The sequence below is a fragment of the Megamonas sp. genome, assembly GCF_986095205.1.
Window position 1 is genome coordinate 1 of record NZ_CFQVBI010000046.1, and the last position, 14563, is coordinate 14563.

At 31.4% G+C, this 14563-nt stretch carries 26 protein-coding genes; 1 reads left to right on the forward strand and 25 read right to left on the reverse strand.

The window, feature by feature from the left end; translation table 11 throughout:
* Nucleotides 1–595: 595 nt before the first annotated feature.
* From AC5LAX_RS06755 to AC5LAX_RS06875, 25 genes are all read right to left on the reverse strand, one after another.
* Entirely contained in the window at nt 596–1045 is a 450-nt protein-coding gene (locus AC5LAX_RS06755) for a hypothetical protein (RefSeq protein WP_493263804.1), read from the reverse strand.
* Between the two features lie 424 nt (nt 1046–1469).
* Nucleotides 1470–1688 (reverse strand): hypothetical protein, encoded by a 219-nt coding sequence (locus tag AC5LAX_RS06760; RefSeq protein WP_493263805.1) that lies wholly within the window; start codon nt 1686–1688, stop codon nt 1470–1472.
* Entirely contained in the window at nt 1689–1823 is a 135-nt protein-coding gene (locus AC5LAX_RS06765) for a hypothetical protein (RefSeq protein WP_281538119.1), read from the reverse strand.
* Nucleotides 1824–2046: 223 nt separating this feature from the next.
* The gene (locus tag AC5LAX_RS06770; RefSeq protein ID WP_178650009.1) at nt 2047–2343 is read right to left on the reverse strand and encodes a hypothetical protein; all 297 of its coding nucleotides are present in this window, start codon (nt 2341–2343) and stop codon (nt 2047–2049) included.
* Nucleotides 2344–2397: 54 nt separating this feature from the next.
* Nucleotides 2398–2595, reverse strand: coding sequence for a hypothetical protein (locus AC5LAX_RS06775; protein ID WP_178650007.1), 198 nt, complete (start codon nt 2593–2595; stop codon nt 2398–2400).
* 228 nt (nt 2596–2823) lie between these two features.
* Entirely contained in the window at nt 2824–2949 is a 126-nt protein-coding gene (locus AC5LAX_RS06780) for a hypothetical protein (protein WP_278510471.1), read from the reverse strand.
* 12 nt (nt 2950–2961) lie between these two features.
* A complete protein-coding gene (locus AC5LAX_RS06785; RefSeq protein WP_493263806.1) occupies nt 2962–3645 on the reverse strand; it encodes a hypothetical protein in 684 nt (227 codons plus the stop codon).
* 839 nt (nt 3646–4484) lie between these two features.
* Complete coding sequence (locus AC5LAX_RS06790) at nt 4485–4622, reverse strand: hypothetical protein (RefSeq protein WP_153163770.1); 138 nt, start codon at nt 4620–4622, stop codon at nt 4485–4487.
* Between the two features lie 570 nt (nt 4623–5192).
* Nucleotides 5193–5378, reverse strand: a complete 186-nt coding sequence (locus tag AC5LAX_RS06795; protein ID WP_256424617.1) for a hypothetical protein — start codon at nt 5376–5378, stop codon at nt 5193–5195.
* 45 nt (nt 5379–5423) lie between these two features.
* Nucleotides 5424–5969: a hypothetical protein gene (locus tag AC5LAX_RS06800; RefSeq protein WP_153170249.1), complete on the reverse strand. Its 546-nt coding sequence runs from the start codon at nt 5967–5969 to the stop codon at nt 5424–5426.
* 416 nt (nt 5970–6385) lie between these two features.
* A complete protein-coding gene (locus tag AC5LAX_RS06805; RefSeq protein ID WP_331871034.1) occupies nt 6386–6613 on the reverse strand; it encodes a hypothetical protein in 228 nt (75 codons plus the stop codon).
* Nucleotides 6614–6764: 151 nt separating this feature from the next.
* Nucleotides 6765–6983 carry a hypothetical protein gene (locus tag AC5LAX_RS06810; protein ID WP_493263807.1) on the reverse strand — a complete coding sequence of 73 codons (219 nt, stop codon included), beginning with the start codon at nt 6981–6983 and terminating at the stop codon, nt 6765–6767.
* 72 nt (nt 6984–7055) lie between these two features.
* Entirely contained in the window at nt 7056–7271 is a 216-nt protein-coding gene (locus AC5LAX_RS06815; protein WP_278510445.1) for a hypothetical protein, read from the reverse strand.
* Between the two features lie 308 nt (nt 7272–7579).
* Entirely contained in the window at nt 7580–7921 is a 342-nt protein-coding gene (locus tag AC5LAX_RS06820; protein WP_493263808.1) for a hypothetical protein, read from the reverse strand.
* A 2-nt stretch (nt 7922–7923) separates the two neighbouring features.
* On the reverse strand, nt 7924–8178 hold the full coding sequence (locus tag AC5LAX_RS06825) for a hypothetical protein (protein WP_493263809.1): 255 nt from the start codon (nt 8176–8178) through the stop codon (nt 7924–7926).
* 65 nt (nt 8179–8243) lie between these two features.
* A complete protein-coding gene (locus tag AC5LAX_RS06830; RefSeq protein WP_493263810.1) occupies nt 8244–8759 on the reverse strand; it encodes a dUTP diphosphatase in 516 nt (171 codons plus the stop codon).
* Between the two features lie 231 nt (nt 8760–8990).
* Complete coding sequence (locus AC5LAX_RS06835; protein ID WP_493263813.1) at nt 8991–9320, reverse strand: dATP/dGTP diphosphohydrolase domain-containing protein; 330 nt, start codon at nt 9318–9320, stop codon at nt 8991–8993.
* On the reverse strand, nt 9310–9588 hold the full coding sequence (locus AC5LAX_RS06840) for a hypothetical protein (protein ID WP_278510430.1): 279 nt from the start codon (nt 9586–9588) through the stop codon (nt 9310–9312). The genes AC5LAX_RS06835 and AC5LAX_RS06840 overlap by 11 nt, the downstream gene beginning before the upstream one ends.
* Nucleotides 9572–9982 (reverse strand): hypothetical protein, encoded by a 411-nt coding sequence (locus AC5LAX_RS06845; protein ID WP_331871028.1) that lies wholly within the window; start codon nt 9980–9982, stop codon nt 9572–9574. Before AC5LAX_RS06845 ends, AC5LAX_RS06840 begins: the two co-directional genes overlap by 17 nt.
* 154 nt (nt 9983–10136) lie before the next feature.
* A complete protein-coding gene (locus tag AC5LAX_RS06850) occupies nt 10137–10337 on the reverse strand; it encodes a hypothetical protein (protein WP_288305523.1) in 201 nt (66 codons plus the stop codon).
* A 302-nt stretch (nt 10338–10639) separates the two neighbouring features.
* Nucleotides 10640–11008: a hypothetical protein gene (locus tag AC5LAX_RS06855; protein ID WP_153163852.1), complete on the reverse strand. Its 369-nt coding sequence runs from the start codon at nt 11006–11008 to the stop codon at nt 10640–10642.
* Nucleotides 11001–11423 carry a DUF7399 family protein gene (locus tag AC5LAX_RS06860; protein ID WP_493263811.1) on the reverse strand — a complete coding sequence of 141 codons (423 nt, stop codon included), beginning with the start codon at nt 11421–11423 and terminating at the stop codon, nt 11001–11003. Before AC5LAX_RS06860 ends, AC5LAX_RS06855 begins: the two co-directional genes overlap by 8 nt.
* Nucleotides 11405–11599 carry a hypothetical protein gene (locus tag AC5LAX_RS06865; RefSeq protein ID WP_178649983.1) on the reverse strand — a complete coding sequence of 65 codons (195 nt, stop codon included), beginning with the start codon at nt 11597–11599 and terminating at the stop codon, nt 11405–11407. Before AC5LAX_RS06865 ends, AC5LAX_RS06860 begins: the two co-directional genes overlap by 19 nt.
* A 152-nt stretch (nt 11600–11751) precedes the next feature.
* Entirely contained in the window at nt 11752–12105 is a 354-nt protein-coding gene (locus AC5LAX_RS06870; RefSeq protein WP_153163780.1) for a hypothetical protein, read from the reverse strand.
* A 45-nt stretch (nt 12106–12150) separates the two neighbouring features.
* Nucleotides 12151–12357, reverse strand: a complete 207-nt coding sequence (locus tag AC5LAX_RS06875) for a hypothetical protein (protein WP_203041893.1) — start codon at nt 12355–12357, stop codon at nt 12151–12153.
* 903 nt (nt 12358–13260) lie between these two features.
* On the opposite strand from AC5LAX_RS06875, the gene AC5LAX_RS06880 reads away from it, so the two are divergent.
* Nucleotides 13261–13950, forward strand: coding sequence for a hypothetical protein (locus AC5LAX_RS06880; RefSeq protein WP_493263812.1), 690 nt, complete (start codon nt 13261–13263; stop codon nt 13948–13950).
* Nucleotides 13951–14563: the final 613 nt, after the last annotated feature.

Sequence of the window (14563 nt, forward strand, 5' to 3'; positions counted from 1 at the left end):
TAAGATTTCTATTTATCTAATACTCAAAATCATCGTATCCTGCTGGTTGTCTTCTAGTAATATACCTATTTACAGCTGCGTCTTTAGCCTACATTTTAGCCTTAGCATCTAACTGTTTTATAACAGGATTAGGTAAATTCCAATAATTAGTATTATACTAATTAATTATATCTTCATATACTTTAGCGTAATTATCACCGTATGTATTCTAAATCTATCTAGCTCTTTCCATATAAGCTGGATTAGAATATAGATCTTCAATTATTCTATTTCTAGATTCTATAGCATCATCATATAATTTATATGTACGAGCTTTATCTTCAGCTTCTCTACGGAATAAACTATTTATTTTATCCTACACAGTTCTCCTTACTTCTGGTACATATTTAGAAGAGTATTTAGTTAATCCTCTAGCTATATTAGATACTGCATTACCTGCTAATTTAAATACTGGATTAAGTAAAGCTCCTTCTACATATAAACTACCTAATGGATCTGAATTTGAAACGTAACCTGCACCTGGATTATATCCATATGTAGGATTATATGGATCTCCTTTAGGGTCAAAGTTAGTAATAGGTCTTTCACTAGTACTCTATGGTGGGTCTTCATCTATAATACCACCATTTGCGTATTTAATGTACCTATTATTGAAGTATTTACTAGGTTTAAAATATTTTAAACCTTCTGTAGATATATTTGCAACGCCTTCTGTATCAAATGGTACAAATATTGCGCTGCCTTTTTCAATATCTGAAAAATTATACGGACCTTGATAATTACCATGTTTACCAACCATCCATTTAGCGTTATCTCCCGGTACGCCTACTATTATTTCAGATGAAGTGTTTCCACTAGAAGTAGTACCTTTCCAAACATCTCCTGCTGAAAAAGCTTTTCCTCCGTGTGAATTTCCCTTTGCTTTTTTTAATGTAACAGTTTTCCCATTAGGCAAAGTAATCGTTCTTCCACCAGTTGTTACTACATTTTCTGGAATTTCTCTAAATGAATTAGTGTTTATAATATCATCTAATTCTTGTTGCACAGTTCTTCTATAAGCGTAATTAGATGGTAATTTTCTACCAACATAATTATCTAATAAATCATTTGTGATTGATTTTAATCCTCTAACTCCAGTAAGTATATCAAACTCTGGACTAACTATTTCTAATTCTCCACCTTTATACGGTGATTTGCTACCATATTTGTATTGAAAATCATTCTTTATTCTCTATGCTCCAGTAGCAGGTATAAATACCTATTCTTTATACACAGGCGCAACATATGTGTTATCTTTTACTTCTCCACCATCTGCATACTTCTTCCAATCCCAGTACTTCAGCTAGGGATTATTCTCCCTAGCCTACTTATACTGTTGCATTCTCTATCTAAATGCTTCACGTTCCATAATTATTTACTTTTCTTAGAACCCTTTTTAGAGCTCTTCTTTCCACCTTTACAAGCCATAATTAATTCTCCTTATTATTTTTAATTTTAATGTATTTCAACCAAGCAAAATGTTTTCTTTGTTTACAATAGTCAAGATTAGTATCGTTGTTATAAGCTTCTTCTTCAAAAGATACATCATGATATCTATCTCCTTGTTTATCTGACAATCTAGCTAGAGATACTATTAAATATTCAATGCCATACCAAATATAGAAAGGTAACCACAGCATTTCTTGCATCTATTTGAGATGAATCTTTTCGTGATTATATTCAATATCTGTTATTTTAGATTTATCTCTAGTAAATATCAAACCAAATATATTGATGTATTTATAACCCTTAAATGGTATAAATTTATTCTGTATTACTTTCATATTACTTCTCTCCTGTTACTTTATTGCGAATAGCAGTTTTTGCTTTTAATTTCTCTCTATCCATAGCAGCTTTATCAGACATACGTTGCAACTCAGTTTCATGCTTCATTCTATCTTTTTCAAGCTGTATCTTCTTATTTTCAGCTTCTCTCTTCTGCTCTATTTCTCTACGCTTATTGTTGAGTTCTAATTGTTTAGTAGCAATATCAGAATTTATCTTCTACTATTCTAGAGCTTGTTTTCCTATTTCAATTGGATCAGGAATTCCATTCATATCTTGATCCATATTCTCAGCACCACGATAAGCATTAAGTTGTGCTACAGTAATTTTAGTAGCATTGTCTTGATCTACTTTATATTTTTCAAGATCCATTTCAGCTTCTTTAAGCATAAGCTCTTCTTCTTTAAGCTGATTCTGTTGTTCTGCCATTTGCTGTTGTGCTTGTTGTTCAGCTTGCTGCTGTTGCTGCATTTGTTCCATTCTTTTCTGTTCAATTTCCTCAAGTCTATTCTTAATCATACTCATATTATCTAAAGTAATGATTTCAGCAATATCTAATAGACTAGCACCATTCTACATAGCAGGTTGTAACAGTTGCTTTAATTGATCTATATATTGTTGATTCTTAGTGCTATCATCTACAAATATATCCATATCTTCATAGAAGAAATTATCAGATAATTGTACAAATGCTCTAGTGGCATCATCCAATATATAATTCAAGTATCTCTTACTATCTTTCCAAGCTGCTTTAGAAGTATTCAACAACATAGTTAATACTCTTCTTTTTACCTAATTGTGATTCCAGAACCAAGGTTCAGTAATATGATAAGACATATTAACAGCAGTATTAGCATTACTTACTAATTCACTAGCAGCAATCTATCCTTGTCTCTGTGGAGTAATACCAGTAAGTTTAGCTACCATATCTTCAATCTTCTGCATCAATTGAATATACTCAGCTATTACATTACTCATAGTTAAGTCCCAAGAGGATAACTAGTTGAATTGAGATGGTTTACCTCCTTCACGTCCTGGTATATCCCATCCTTCATCATAAGGATTAATAAAAGCTACACCTAGTGCACTTAAGTAATGCATCCACTTATTAACATCAATGTTCATAGATTTAGGTATCTAAGTAATATCCATTACTGCTACTTTACCTTTATCTCTAGATAATGCTAACTCAAGTCTATACCACACTACAATATACATATACTGTAATGGTTTCATCATACTTACTAATGATCTAGGTTTACTATTAGTATTATTATACACTACACCAGTGTAAGGTAATTTCTGTGAATTAGGATTATCGGCAGATATATGTTGATATTCAATAGGTTGAATTCCTATGTACATATCATCACCAATTCTATATCCTTCCCATACTTCAATAATCCAATCCCATTCTACAGATTGTTCTGTACCTGTTACTTTGTAATCTTCATCTACTTGAAATTCTTCAGCTTCTCCAGTTTCTGGATTTAGTAAAGTAACAAATCCTATCTTTTTGAAAGACTTCCAACAGCAATGATATACTACTATATGATCTATATCAAATGGATTATCTGTAAAACTATTAATCTTGTGTAGTTTAATAGATTCATAATCTATACTAGTCTTTCTTATCTCTGGATTATTACCTGCTCCGGGTCTTTGATCAATAAGTTCTAGTAGTTCATTCAATTGTCTTTCAGACATTTTATCATAGAATCTATCGTATATTTCAGTAGCAGACATAATCATCTTTCTACGACACCAAGCCGCATCATCTATGAATTCTAAGTCTAAAGAATGCTCATAATCAAAGTACATAGGGTTTACTCTTTCTACGTAAGGATCACCATTAATTACACCTATATAGTATATTTCTTCCCCACCTATTAAAGCGTCTTTCCAACCTTTATAGAATTCGTGGGTAAGATTCAACTTCCTCTTTAGGAATTGTAATGCGTGATAAGCTTCAGTTTCTGCTATATCTTTATAATCTTTCTATAGATACTTAGCTATAGCTTCTGGAGTCTAGATTTCTCCTGTAGCTAATGCTTGTTCATATCTGGCTGCTTGTTCTGGACTTAACTTACTAGCTATAGTAGCCTGAATATAATCCATTAGCATTTCTTTGGCTTTTTCCTGTAGTTCACTAGCAGCTATATCACTTGTACGTTGTGGATGAAAATTAAAAGGTCTCTTAGTTTCTTCACCAAGTAACTGATCTACATATGGTTTGATGATATTATAATCCTATGCCATAGCAGGAAATCCATCATCTTGTTTAAATGGATTAGTTACATATTTAAGATCCTTTTCATTATATATGCTATTATATAAATCATAGTAAGTCTACATCTCGTCAGATCTAGATCTACCATTACCACCAAATCCTGAATCTCCAGCGCCTACTACATAGTCTACGCAGGCTTCTTTCCAGGCTTGTGTCTTCTTTGACATTGGTAGTTTCTGTGCAGGGAAACTTTTAGTATTCTTCATAATTAAAATGTATATACATTATCGTCGTTTGAAAATACTCTTGGAGTATCGTCATTGAACCAACTCTGCGCAAAAATTGGTCCATCAAAGAGCATCTTCTATTTGTTTTCTTTTTCTTTCTTTTTAACAACTACATTATATAGTTGTTCTCTATATATCATAACCTACATCAACGCCATCACTCGGTCAAAGTTACCTGTATCATTATAGCTTATTAGCTCTTCTAATAGCGGCTCTGATAGTATTCTAGTTAGGTTCTTCTTACCTGGTGCATACTCTTCATTTAACCATTCTTTTATCATACCTTCACCCCATTGCTTTATCTACTTATTCATGTGACAACCTTTTCTTCTTTGTACTTTAGAATTACTAACTATATCATTAATAATATCAGGTTGATCAGCTAATAAGTAATCACAATGCTTAGCAGTAAAGTAAGGGAATAAACCTTTGCGTTCATTTTCATACATTATACGTGCATTATAGTATAATGCTAACTTACGTAGATTCTCATAGTACTCTTCAGCTGTTGCAGGTCTACCAGTATATTCAGCTACTATAATATCATAATACTCTTCAAAGTTCTAAAACCTCTTATATACAATAGATGATCCTAATGAATTAGTACCAGACTAGTCATGATCATAAGGGTCTACACCTATTATATATAATCCAGCTGTTGCATCTTTAGCTGGATGTTCCCATATAACTATTGAACCAGTAGGATCATCGTCTTTACCAAGTGGATACTTAGTAACATCTCCGTGTTTCTTAGGTATCCATTTGATACTACCAGATTCGTCAAATATTAAATCACCTACTTGTTTATGATTCTATAACTAAGTATTAGTACGAATGAGTCCTAATTGCTCCTACAGTTCTTTCTTAGGAAATATATTACCATTAAATTCCAACATTGCTTCTTGTGGAGTAATAGGACGCTCTGCAACATAACGGTCTATAGCAGTAGTATTGGTAGCTGTGCTTATTACTTTTCTACGCTCATCTAGTATAAATTCAAGGGAAGGTTTAGTAATAGTATTACCATCATCATCCATGTATATTCTATTACCATCATCATCTCTAGTATCTAGATTAGTATACTATGGAACAAAGAATCCACACAATTTATCTGTAGGTGTACTATCCCATATGTTCTCAAATCCTAAACAATTGTATCCATCTGGATTATAGAACATATCTTTCATAGTTTCAAATGCAGAGCCTTCGTCACCACCAGTTCCCCATACAATCATAGTACCAAACGCTACACCATCTTGTTCTACAGATGGTCTAGCAATTTGCCACGCAGCACCTAATTCTGAGAATGAACCTCCTTCTTCAAATAGAATTAATTTGGCACGTTTACCACGTACTACATCAGGATTATCTTTCAAAGTAACGCCAATAATCTCTGACTTATAACCCATTTCTACTTCATTGCCAAATTCATCTTTAGTCCAGAATCCAGCTCGTTTACGCATAGTACTGTTAACAGATCGTTTCTTACCCCAAGCTGTATTTTTATCTATAAAGTCCATATAGTCCCAAGCTTTAGTAAGAATACCATCTTCTGTAAGATACTGCTTGTTAGAAGCATATATATATGTTTTACTATTAGGTATTAGATAATAATTACGACACGCCATAGCTCCACCTTTATAACTATATCCTTTGCGACGTGATTTAAGTAGACATATATGTTTTCCTTTATCTTCTGCTTCCTGTACTGCCTAGAAGTAGAAATAGTCATAGTCATAGAAATCAGGGAATGTTACCACACTGTCTCGTTTTACTTTAGTCTCTCCGTTAGGTAGTTTAGTAATAGTGTTAACTATACGTTGCATTGGACAAAAGTTAATATAAAAATAGTTATACCCAGTGATGTAATCTCCATCCTCTGCGGTATAACCATTAATGCAACGATCTTTCTATTCGTCCCAGTATGTATAATATTCAGTAGTACCAATTGGATACTAACAATAAGCTCCGGTCTTTAAGAATGTTAAAGCCGGAGTTCTAAACTTATCACTATTTATTATTTTCTTCTAGAAGTCAATCATAGTTATGATATTTCCAAAGTTTTTTGATTAGGTTCAACTTTTTCTTCTGTTTCTAAAGTAAGCATATCTAAAGGATAATTTATAGTATCACCAAAATATTTAGTTATTAAATCATCGCACATCTTTTTAAAGATATTATAATCTTCTTCTTTCCAATATATCTTAGATTTTGGATTTGAGTTATCAAGTGTAATAACCATTAGTTTATCTTCTTTTGGTTTATTATCCATAACATTTATATTTTAATTAGTCGCCCTACCACCGAATCGAACCCGGACCTAGAGGGTTAGAGCCTCTCGTGCTACCACTACACCATAGGGCAATATGTCAGGGAATATTTAATGTCTGTCCCTGTCAGACCTCTCTATCAGTTCAACGAGATTATTTCTTAAACAAACTCTTCAGCCAATGAATAGTACGCTTGATCACACCTTTCTTCTTAGGCTCAGTTACTGCTTCTTTCTTATATTCTTCAATTAAAGATTCACTAGCTTCTTTAACTGCTTTATCTGCTTTTTGTTTGTTATCAATTTCTTTTTCAAGCACATCACAAATTTCTTCAGTGCTATTGCATTTTGTTAAATCAAGTACTTTCTTCATAGTTTCTTTATTTATATTCATATAACGTACCTATTAATTTATTGTTATAAACTTGTGTATAATTTGCACAAATTAAGCTAATTCATAAGGATTAATCTGAGCATCTCCACGTACTTTAGTAGTACTAACTTCTTCAGCTTTAACTGCCTTTTCGAGGAAATCTAGCGTTTGAAAAGTAGCTTTTACTTTTTCCATACCAGCTAATAGATCTTTAATCTTCTTTTCATCTAGTTGCTCTTCTAGAGAATCTTCGTAATACTTACTAATAGTATCTACTTTGTTTCTCATACTATCCAGCATCCTCAGATTCCTAGTGTATATTAGCTTCTTATAATCATCTTCACAGGACTTCTCTTCTACTGTAAGATTATAATTCTCATCACCAAAGTATAACTACTTAAGCTTCTTTTCTCTGATATCTGGTTCTAACTGAAGTACATATGGAGATTTAAAATACCACATAAGTACTATATAACTTATTACATTTGTAGCTTGTGTTTTGTCTGGCTTATCAGCCTCCCATAACTTTTTAAAGAATGGGAGACCTAAAGCATCAGGGTGTATTACTACTTTACCACCATTGATATCAAATAGTTTCATCGTATAGATTCGCAACAATCACAACATAATCCTTCGTTATTAATTTCGCTTTGCTTACTAGCTTCATATTTTTCTAGTCTTACAAAGTAATCTTCAAATAATTTTCCCGGTACTAAAAAATATTCTGTTTTATTGTATCTATCTTCAATACCATAAAAACTGATTATTATATCTCCAGGTTTAGCCGTATATTTATGTTCACCATTAATATATACTTCGCTCTCTTCTTTTATACAATATGCATTTCTAAGAAGGCTGTTAGACCTCAATGGTGCTGGATTCAAATTGTTATCTAATTCAATAGGATAACATTCATTACTTATTAAAACTTTCTTCATAATTACTCAATTACTTCTTCAACACTAGGTTCAAAATTCTCTGGCATGAATTCTTCAGGATGCTGAGCTCTATATTCTTCTTCTGCTTTAGTATTAGTAATAGCGTCTAATAGTTGATAGAATTTCAATTCTACCGCTTCTTGTTGTTCAGCAGGAATCTGATTAGTGATTAATTTATTCATTAACTCCTTCATTACATCCTCTGTGAATTCTCCTTGGACAATATCGGTCTTATATCTACTATCACCGATAACCACTTCTATAAAACTTCCAACCCCTGATGCACTTACTGGAGTAATTGTAATATTTAAATTTTCCATAATTATTCTTTTACTTCTTTAATTTCATTATTTTGTTCTGCTGTAGCTTCTCCGAATTCTTTTTCTCCTCTTTCTGTTTCACTCAATTCTTCTACCAAAGTAGGTTCTAATATAGAACAAGGAACAATGACTAACTGAGCAAATGGTTCATCTGTAGTATATACTGTAGGAATAGCATCTGTAGTTACTTTAAATTTAGCCATCAACTCTCCACGATAATCAGAATCAATCACTCCAATACCATTACACATAATAATAGATCTTTTAGAGATAGATGATTTCATACAGATAAATCCAACATATCCTTCAGGAATTTCTACAGCAATATCAGTGTGATATACTAGTACTAACTTGCCACTATTATCTACTTCTTGAGTAATACGAGTAGTATATAGATCTAATCCTGCACTGCTACTAGTAGCTCTAATAGGCAACTTACCTTCAGATTTTTTAATCTCTTCTGTACCGTCTTCTTTTTTTACTGAGTAATCTAATTTTTTAAATTTCAATTGTTCCATAAATCTTTTTCTACTTTTCTATAACCTTCTTCTAAAACTTCTACTATCTCTTTAATTATTTCATTCTTAATTGTATCAACATTAAGACCTTGCGTAATTTCTTTAGAGTGTACGATTCCATGAGTAATACCTTCTTCATTTTTACGTATGAAGTGAACGTGTAAAGTAGGATTACCAATACGGTTTTTATTTACATCTATATCCTATGTTTCCCACCAAATAGCTTCTAAATTATTCATCTTGTTCAATATCTTTTGTATTAATACTAATTGCTTTGCCATGATGAAATCCCCAATCTAAGAATACTGTATTACAAAGTACATGATCTATATGAGGTAGTCCACTTTCAGGATCTATTAATTCTCCTTTGTCTATCGCAGTAAGATGTCTTAGTAATGCTGCTTTATATCTTTTCCAAAAATCTGGAAGGTTTTGCCAACTGTTATCTGAGTATTTCTGAGCTCCGTAAGTAAGTACCTTACCAATGTTTTCAACAATATCTAATGGAACTAGATCCATTCTTACTTTACCACAATCATATTTCTTACCATCATTCTCCATCTTCAATATACTTATTAGTTAAACAATTGTACAATCCTTTTATCTGTAACCGCCTAGTTTCAATATTATCTGTGTCTTTTAGTTTAGCTAAACCTTCTAGAATGTCATCTAGAAATTCATTATATGTTAACGAATAGTCATTTATCTTCTTATCCGCAACTTCCATTAATTCCCTTAACTCTTCGCTGATATTAGAACCTAATCGTTTAGTATTGTTCTTCTCAAACTCCCATAGAGCTAATGAATCTTCTTTACTTTGTCTTTCCATATTCTTTCATTACTTTAACAAAACATCCAGCAACCCAACCAACTAAGTAAGCATATCCTTCATTGCCACCAGTTGAAAAATCTTCATTATTCATACCTGTAATTTCAAAGTAATAGTCAGAAATGTGAACAGATTCATGGGCTATGTTAGCACTATCTACTAACTCTGGCTTATATATTATACACAGTATTCCAGTAAAATAGTTAAAGTTTTGAATAACAGGTCTACATTCAGCTACTACATCATCATGATAAGCATTGGTCATTGCATCTTGAGCATTTTCTAGTATCTTATTGAATTCTGGAGTAATCTCTAATATAGAGAACTTCTTGCATAGAAACTGTATATCTTCCTCACTCTCTACTATAGCTATCCAAAGTGTTCTAGGATACATATTATTAAACTTTCTTAGTATCATATTCTTAATAGTCTACTGTCACTAATTGCTACATACATCTGTATATTGTTAAGTAATACAGGATCAAAGTAAATAGAATCTAACCAGTGAATTTTATAATTGGGTGTTAAGCATTCTTCAATAAACTGTCTCATTTTATTTCTTTATATCTCTTTTTTAATTTAAGTTTAAATAAGTAAGCAAACATAATATCTTTAGTATCTTCATCATTTGACATTACTTCTTTAGCAAACTTAAATGGACTATTGCATATTACTTCTATAACAGGATAAGGTAAATTATATTTATTTGCCAGACTTGAGTAAATTGATATCTTTTTTTGCTGTTGCATTTATATAATATTCACTAGTTTCTAACTCTGTTAAAGATTCTCTGATAGTATTAGGTCTAATAGAATTTATTATTACTATAATATCAGATTCATCTAAATCGTGATTTCTGTATAGTATATCAGATAATTTCTTGATTTCTTTATTAGAGTAAGGTTTCTTTGGAACAAAAGAAGTTAATTTCAGATTAGAACGTAAGTTAAAGAGATGTCTAAAATATCGTACTAACCTATTACTTCTATTCTCTACATGTACTATATGCCCATTGTCAAAGATCATATAGAAATGTTTATTATTTATTTTATTATTCATTTACTCTTAGTATTAATGTTATTTGCACCCTATCTTTTATTATCTCTGGAATTAGTATCTTATTAACTACTAATTCATCTTCTGCTTTTCCCTGTACTAAAAGACCCTCTTTCTTGAACTTACTTATATATCTACTTAAGTTATCAGGAGTAATACCCATAGTACTTTTAATCATTCTACGATTGTCAGTATTGGCTACATTTTTACTTACACCAGGTATTGGAGTAAAGTTCACATCTAATTCAACGAACTTAGTAAGTAACTCCAATTCCCTATTTGTAAGTTGTAGTATACCATTTAAAGCGTTAAGGTATTCATAGTAAAGATTGCCTTTATTAACAGTCTTTACTAATTTATTCATCTAACAAATCTTTAATACTATTGAGAACTTTATTTAAATTGTGGTATACAGTTTCTGCTTCTACTTTAACACATTGCTGCACATTACCTTCATTATAATCCTTCATCAGTTCATTATAATCTTTAGTATATGTATCAATCAAAGTATTAACGTATTCTTTTACTTTCTCTAACTTATCACAACAGCATTCACATTCGTCCACACCTTCTTGTGCTTCTTCACTGTACCAAATTACATAATCTTTATTGGCTAATTCTTCCATAGTAGAAGAATCAAATGCCATTGAAGTATAAGTTTCTGTATCTGATACTACTTCAGATTTCTGAAGTTCCCACAAGTTTAAATCTTCAACTTTAGTAAACACATCACCTTTTTCAGCGAAGCTAAAATTCTTAATTACTTTGTATCCTTCCATATGTCTAACTTTTTATTTAATATCTTTTGTTTAAATTCTTGTATTCTGTTAAAGTTCTTCTTACACTCTTCATACCCATCAATTCTGCCTTGAATGTATCCTTCGTGTTTTCCTTGAGCATAAGTAAGAGCACCAAAACCGATAACACTTACAAGTACTATTATTATTGTTCCCATAATGCCCTTAAAACGTATTAATGTAATAAGTGTTTAAAATATTTAACATTTATTAATGTTTAGTAAAGTAATAGCAAAAAGAATGCCCTGCTTTGATGGCAGGGCAGCGACTTAATACTCTAAAATAAAACATTCAATTCATGAATGATAGCTTATTTAACGACTTTAGCTACAACGTCGTATGGTTTAACTAATTGTGAGTCTTTAAATAGATCAAAGTCTTTAGCAAATTTCTTAGGGTATACTATAGTATCACCAACCTTAATGGTACTATCAGTACCGATTGGAATAGATAGAACAATACCTTTTGCAAAATCTGATTCAACTTCTTTAGTATGAGTCTTTACTTCATACTTATTAAAACCTTCTTCGTCCTTTTCCCCAGTAGGGATTTGCTCTGTATATTCTTTAGTAACCATGATAGGAGCTAAAGGTTTTACTAAAATATCTTTTTCAAAACTATATTCCAATCCGTTTACCACTGTTTCTAGTACTTTATCTTCCATAATATTTACTTTATAATATCTATTAACGCAGTAAGTAAAGTAAGGTTACTCATCTATGTGATTAAATTTACGCTTAAAAATATATCCTTTATGGCAGATGTCCATTCTATCTTTAAAGTTAGCGCAATTCATATTATTAACAAACGCACAACCTACACAACAACCTTTACTAAGCTCAGGAGTAGCTATATAAGTTTTATTCCTGAAAACATACTCAATTCTATCTGCTTTTTTTTGTTCGTTCTTTTCCATAGTAATACCGTTTTAGGGGGCTACCTTTTTTATTCAACGACCGCCAGAAAGGTAGCTAAACTGAGCCTACTTACGATTAGGATTCCCTGGTGCGCTTCTACTTTACAGTAACTTCTTTAAGCGTGGAACGTACTACGATCCCGTGTACTTAGGGCACATTACTTTGTTAATTTATTTAGTATGATATAAGCTAGACACCCTAACATACCTACTAAACATAGTGCAGTAAATTCTGTCATTTAACTGTATTTATTTCTTTCTTAAACTGTTTATATAAATCCTCAGAGAAAGTATATTCTATTTGTCCTGGTAAAGTAAAGGATCTATAATTATCATTTAATTTATAGTTCTTACTTATCTTACTTAAGTAAAGGCAATTAGAATACTGCTAATCTCTTTGTCTTATGAAATAGTAATTCATGCTTCTGTTATTATAAATCCATACAATCTCATTAGATTCTACTAAGTAGAAGAACTTAGTTTATATACTTCATTTGCAATAAAGTTTATATCATCATTTGAGTACATATTGTTAATAATAAGTTAATAGTAATTCTAAAGTAATGGGACTTACATCATCTACTTTAGTTAATTCTTCTAATATGTCTTCTGTATTCATACTGTATTTAACTGTATCTACTGTATACAGTAACGTATATTTAACTATATTGGTTATTATTATTAACATTTATTATGAATATTTATTTAAGTTTAATAGCTATTTTTTAACATTATTTAAAATAAAAATATATAAAAAATTTTTTTGGTGAAGAAATCTGTGTGTGGGAACCAGCAAAAATTCACACCCCTCTACCTTGTATCGGAGTGGAACACCCCTACGGGCTTGTATCTGTTGGGCTATTCCACACAAGTAACAAGTAATCAAGAAAGGAGAAAAAAATCATGTTAAGCAAATTGATTTCAGCAGAAAAAAGAACTCGAACTAATGGCGATGAGTTTTACGTGTGTACATTTAGTTATTCACAGGGAACTAAGGACGCGCCTACATTCATTACGATTGGAGGTGTGAAAGTATTGAATCCGCAAGCGGCTGCAATACGCAACATTAATCTTGTTAAGTGTTTGTTTCCCACTGAGGACGAGACGGCGAAAGCATACAAGAAAAATCTCGACCGATTTATTAAGTGTATGGAAAACGATTCAAAAACCTTTACAACAAAGAAAGGAGAAGTCGTTAAGTTATCTGATTGTGAATTTTCATTACCGTTGGTATACAAGACCTTGCCGGTTAGTGAGGTTTTAGGTGTAAGTAAAATTTACTACGCTGATGCAAATGGTGAACAAAAGGAATTAACACAACTTAATGCAGTTGGGTATTCACGTCTTGAGATGATTGTTGACGAAAAGACGGGCGAAATTACTGATTATAAGGACTCAAACGAATGGGATAATGACCTTAACGGAGGAACTTATATTGAAGTAATTACAAGAAATGCAAATGCAAACATTGCTAACGGCTCGTATTGGTATAAGAAACGTGTAAACAAACCAGAAGCAAATGAAAGCGTTGGTAATCCTGTTTCAGAACCTGAAAAAACTCAACAAACTAATGACGAGGACGATGACGAGTAAACCTAATATATAGCTCTTGCAGTCTGACTGTGAGGGCTATAGTTTACCGTTTCAAACCAATTGAGTCATCATTATAGCAACTTTCTAAACTTCTTTTTATCAAAAAAAACAACATATATGGATAAAAGACAAAAAAAACAATTTAATGACACTATTAACATTGATTGTGGTACTTGGTCAATTTATTTTGTGGATAATATTATTATTGTTAGATAAAGTATGATAAAGCTTATAAATACTATAACACAAATTATAACAGTACTAGGATGTTGTGCTATATTAATATTTACATTATCTATAGCAATAGCATTTACCAAAGGTGATTTTGCAACAATAACAAATATATACGATTATGTATACATGCAAAACACATTAATAAAGCTTAATATTATATCATTTATGGCAGTAATATTAATGCTACTTAATATGATTAACAATGCTATTTAGATTTGATTATCTTTATAGTAACTAAATTAAAAAACTAATAACTTTCCAAGACATTGAGGACACCAGTTTCTTTATTATAAAACGCAAGCAAACTATTCTTTGAATGTGAGTTGCTGCTCATAAAGTTTTAGGTGTAAAATGCTAATCGTTTATTTCTATATTATAA

Excerpts from the sequence above, each read along its gene's own strand:
- AC5LAX_RS06760 (WP_493263805.1), bottom strand. The coding sequence starts at position 1,688 with ATGCAAGAAATGCTGTGGTTACCTTTCTATATTTGGTATGGCATTGAA.
- AC5LAX_RS06765 (WP_281538119.1), bottom strand. The coding sequence starts at position 1,823 with ATGAAAGTAATACAGAATAAATTTATACCATTTAAGGGTTATAAATAC.
- AC5LAX_RS06770 (WP_178650009.1), bottom strand. The coding sequence starts at position 2,343 with ATGATTAAGAATAGACTTGAGGAAATTGAACAGAAAAGAATGGAACAA.
- AC5LAX_RS06775 (WP_178650007.1), bottom strand. The coding sequence starts at position 2,595 with ATGTTGTTGAATACTTCTAAAGCAGCTTGGAAAGATAGTAAGAGATAC.
- AC5LAX_RS06780 (WP_278510471.1), bottom strand. The coding sequence starts at position 2,949 with ATGAACATTGATGTTAATAAGTGGATGCATTACTTAAGTGCACTAGGT.
- AC5LAX_RS06785 (WP_493263806.1), bottom strand. The coding sequence starts at position 3,645 with ATGTACTTTGATTATGAGCATTCTTTAGACTTAGAATTCATAGATGAT.
- AC5LAX_RS06790 (WP_153163770.1), bottom strand. The coding sequence starts at position 4,622 with ATGATAAAAGAATGGTTAAATGAAGAGTATGCACCAGGTAAGAAGAAC.
- AC5LAX_RS06795 (WP_256424617.1), bottom strand. The coding sequence starts at position 5,378 with ATGGATGATGATGGTAATACTATTACTAAACCTTCCCTTGAATTTATA.
- AC5LAX_RS06800 (WP_153170249.1), bottom strand. The coding sequence starts at position 5,969 with ATGGCGTGTCGTAATTATTATCTAATACCTAATAGTAAAACATATATA.
- AC5LAX_RS06805 (WP_331871034.1), bottom strand. The coding sequence starts at position 6,613 with ATGGATAATAAACCAAAAGAAGATAAACTAATGGTTATTACACTTGAT.
- AC5LAX_RS06810 (WP_493263807.1), bottom strand. The coding sequence starts at position 6,983 with ATGAAGAAAGTACTTGATTTAACAAAATGCAATAGCACTGAAGAAATT.
- AC5LAX_RS06815 (WP_278510445.1), bottom strand. The coding sequence starts at position 7,271 with ATGAGAAACAAAGTAGATACTATTAGTAAGTATTACGAAGATTCTCTA.
- AC5LAX_RS06820 (WP_493263808.1), bottom strand. The coding sequence starts at position 7,921 with ATGAAGAAAGTTTTAATAAGTAATGAATGTTATCCTATTGAATTAGAT.
- AC5LAX_RS06830 (WP_493263810.1), bottom strand. The coding sequence starts at position 8,759 with ATGGAACAATTGAAATTTAAAAAATTAGATTACTCAGTAAAAAAAGAA.
- AC5LAX_RS06835 (WP_493263813.1), bottom strand. The coding sequence starts at position 9,320 with ATGGAGAATGATGGTAAGAAATATGATTGTGGTAAAGTAAGAATGGAT.
- AC5LAX_RS06840 (WP_278510430.1), bottom strand. The coding sequence starts at position 9,588 with ATGGAAAGACAAAGTAAAGAAGATTCATTAGCTCTATGGGAGTTTGAG.
- AC5LAX_RS06845 (WP_331871028.1), bottom strand. The coding sequence starts at position 9,982 with ATGTATCCTAGAACACTTTGGATAGCTATAGTAGAGAGTGAGGAAGAT.
- AC5LAX_RS06850 (WP_288305523.1), bottom strand. The coding sequence starts at position 10,337 with ATGCAACAGCAAAAAAAGATATCAATTTACTCAAGTCTGGCAAATAAA.
- AC5LAX_RS06855 (WP_153163852.1), bottom strand. The coding sequence starts at position 11,008 with ATGAATAAATTAGTAAAGACTGTTAATAAAGGCAATCTTTACTATGAA.
- AC5LAX_RS06860 (WP_493263811.1), bottom strand. The coding sequence starts at position 11,423 with ATGGAAGGATACAAAGTAATTAAGAATTTTAGCTTCGCTGAAAAAGGT.
- AC5LAX_RS06865 (WP_178649983.1), bottom strand. The coding sequence starts at position 11,599 with ATGGGAACAATAATAATAGTACTTGTAAGTGTTATCGGTTTTGGTGCT.
- AC5LAX_RS06870 (WP_153163780.1), bottom strand. The coding sequence starts at position 12,105 with ATGGAAGATAAAGTACTAGAAACAGTGGTAAACGGATTGGAATATAGT.
- AC5LAX_RS06875 (WP_203041893.1), bottom strand. The coding sequence starts at position 12,357 with ATGGAAAAGAACGAACAAAAAAAAGCAGATAGAATTGAGTATGTTTTC.
- AC5LAX_RS06880 (WP_493263812.1), top strand. The coding sequence starts at position 13,261 with ATGTTAAGCAAATTGATTTCAGCAGAAAAAAGAACTCGAACTAATGGC.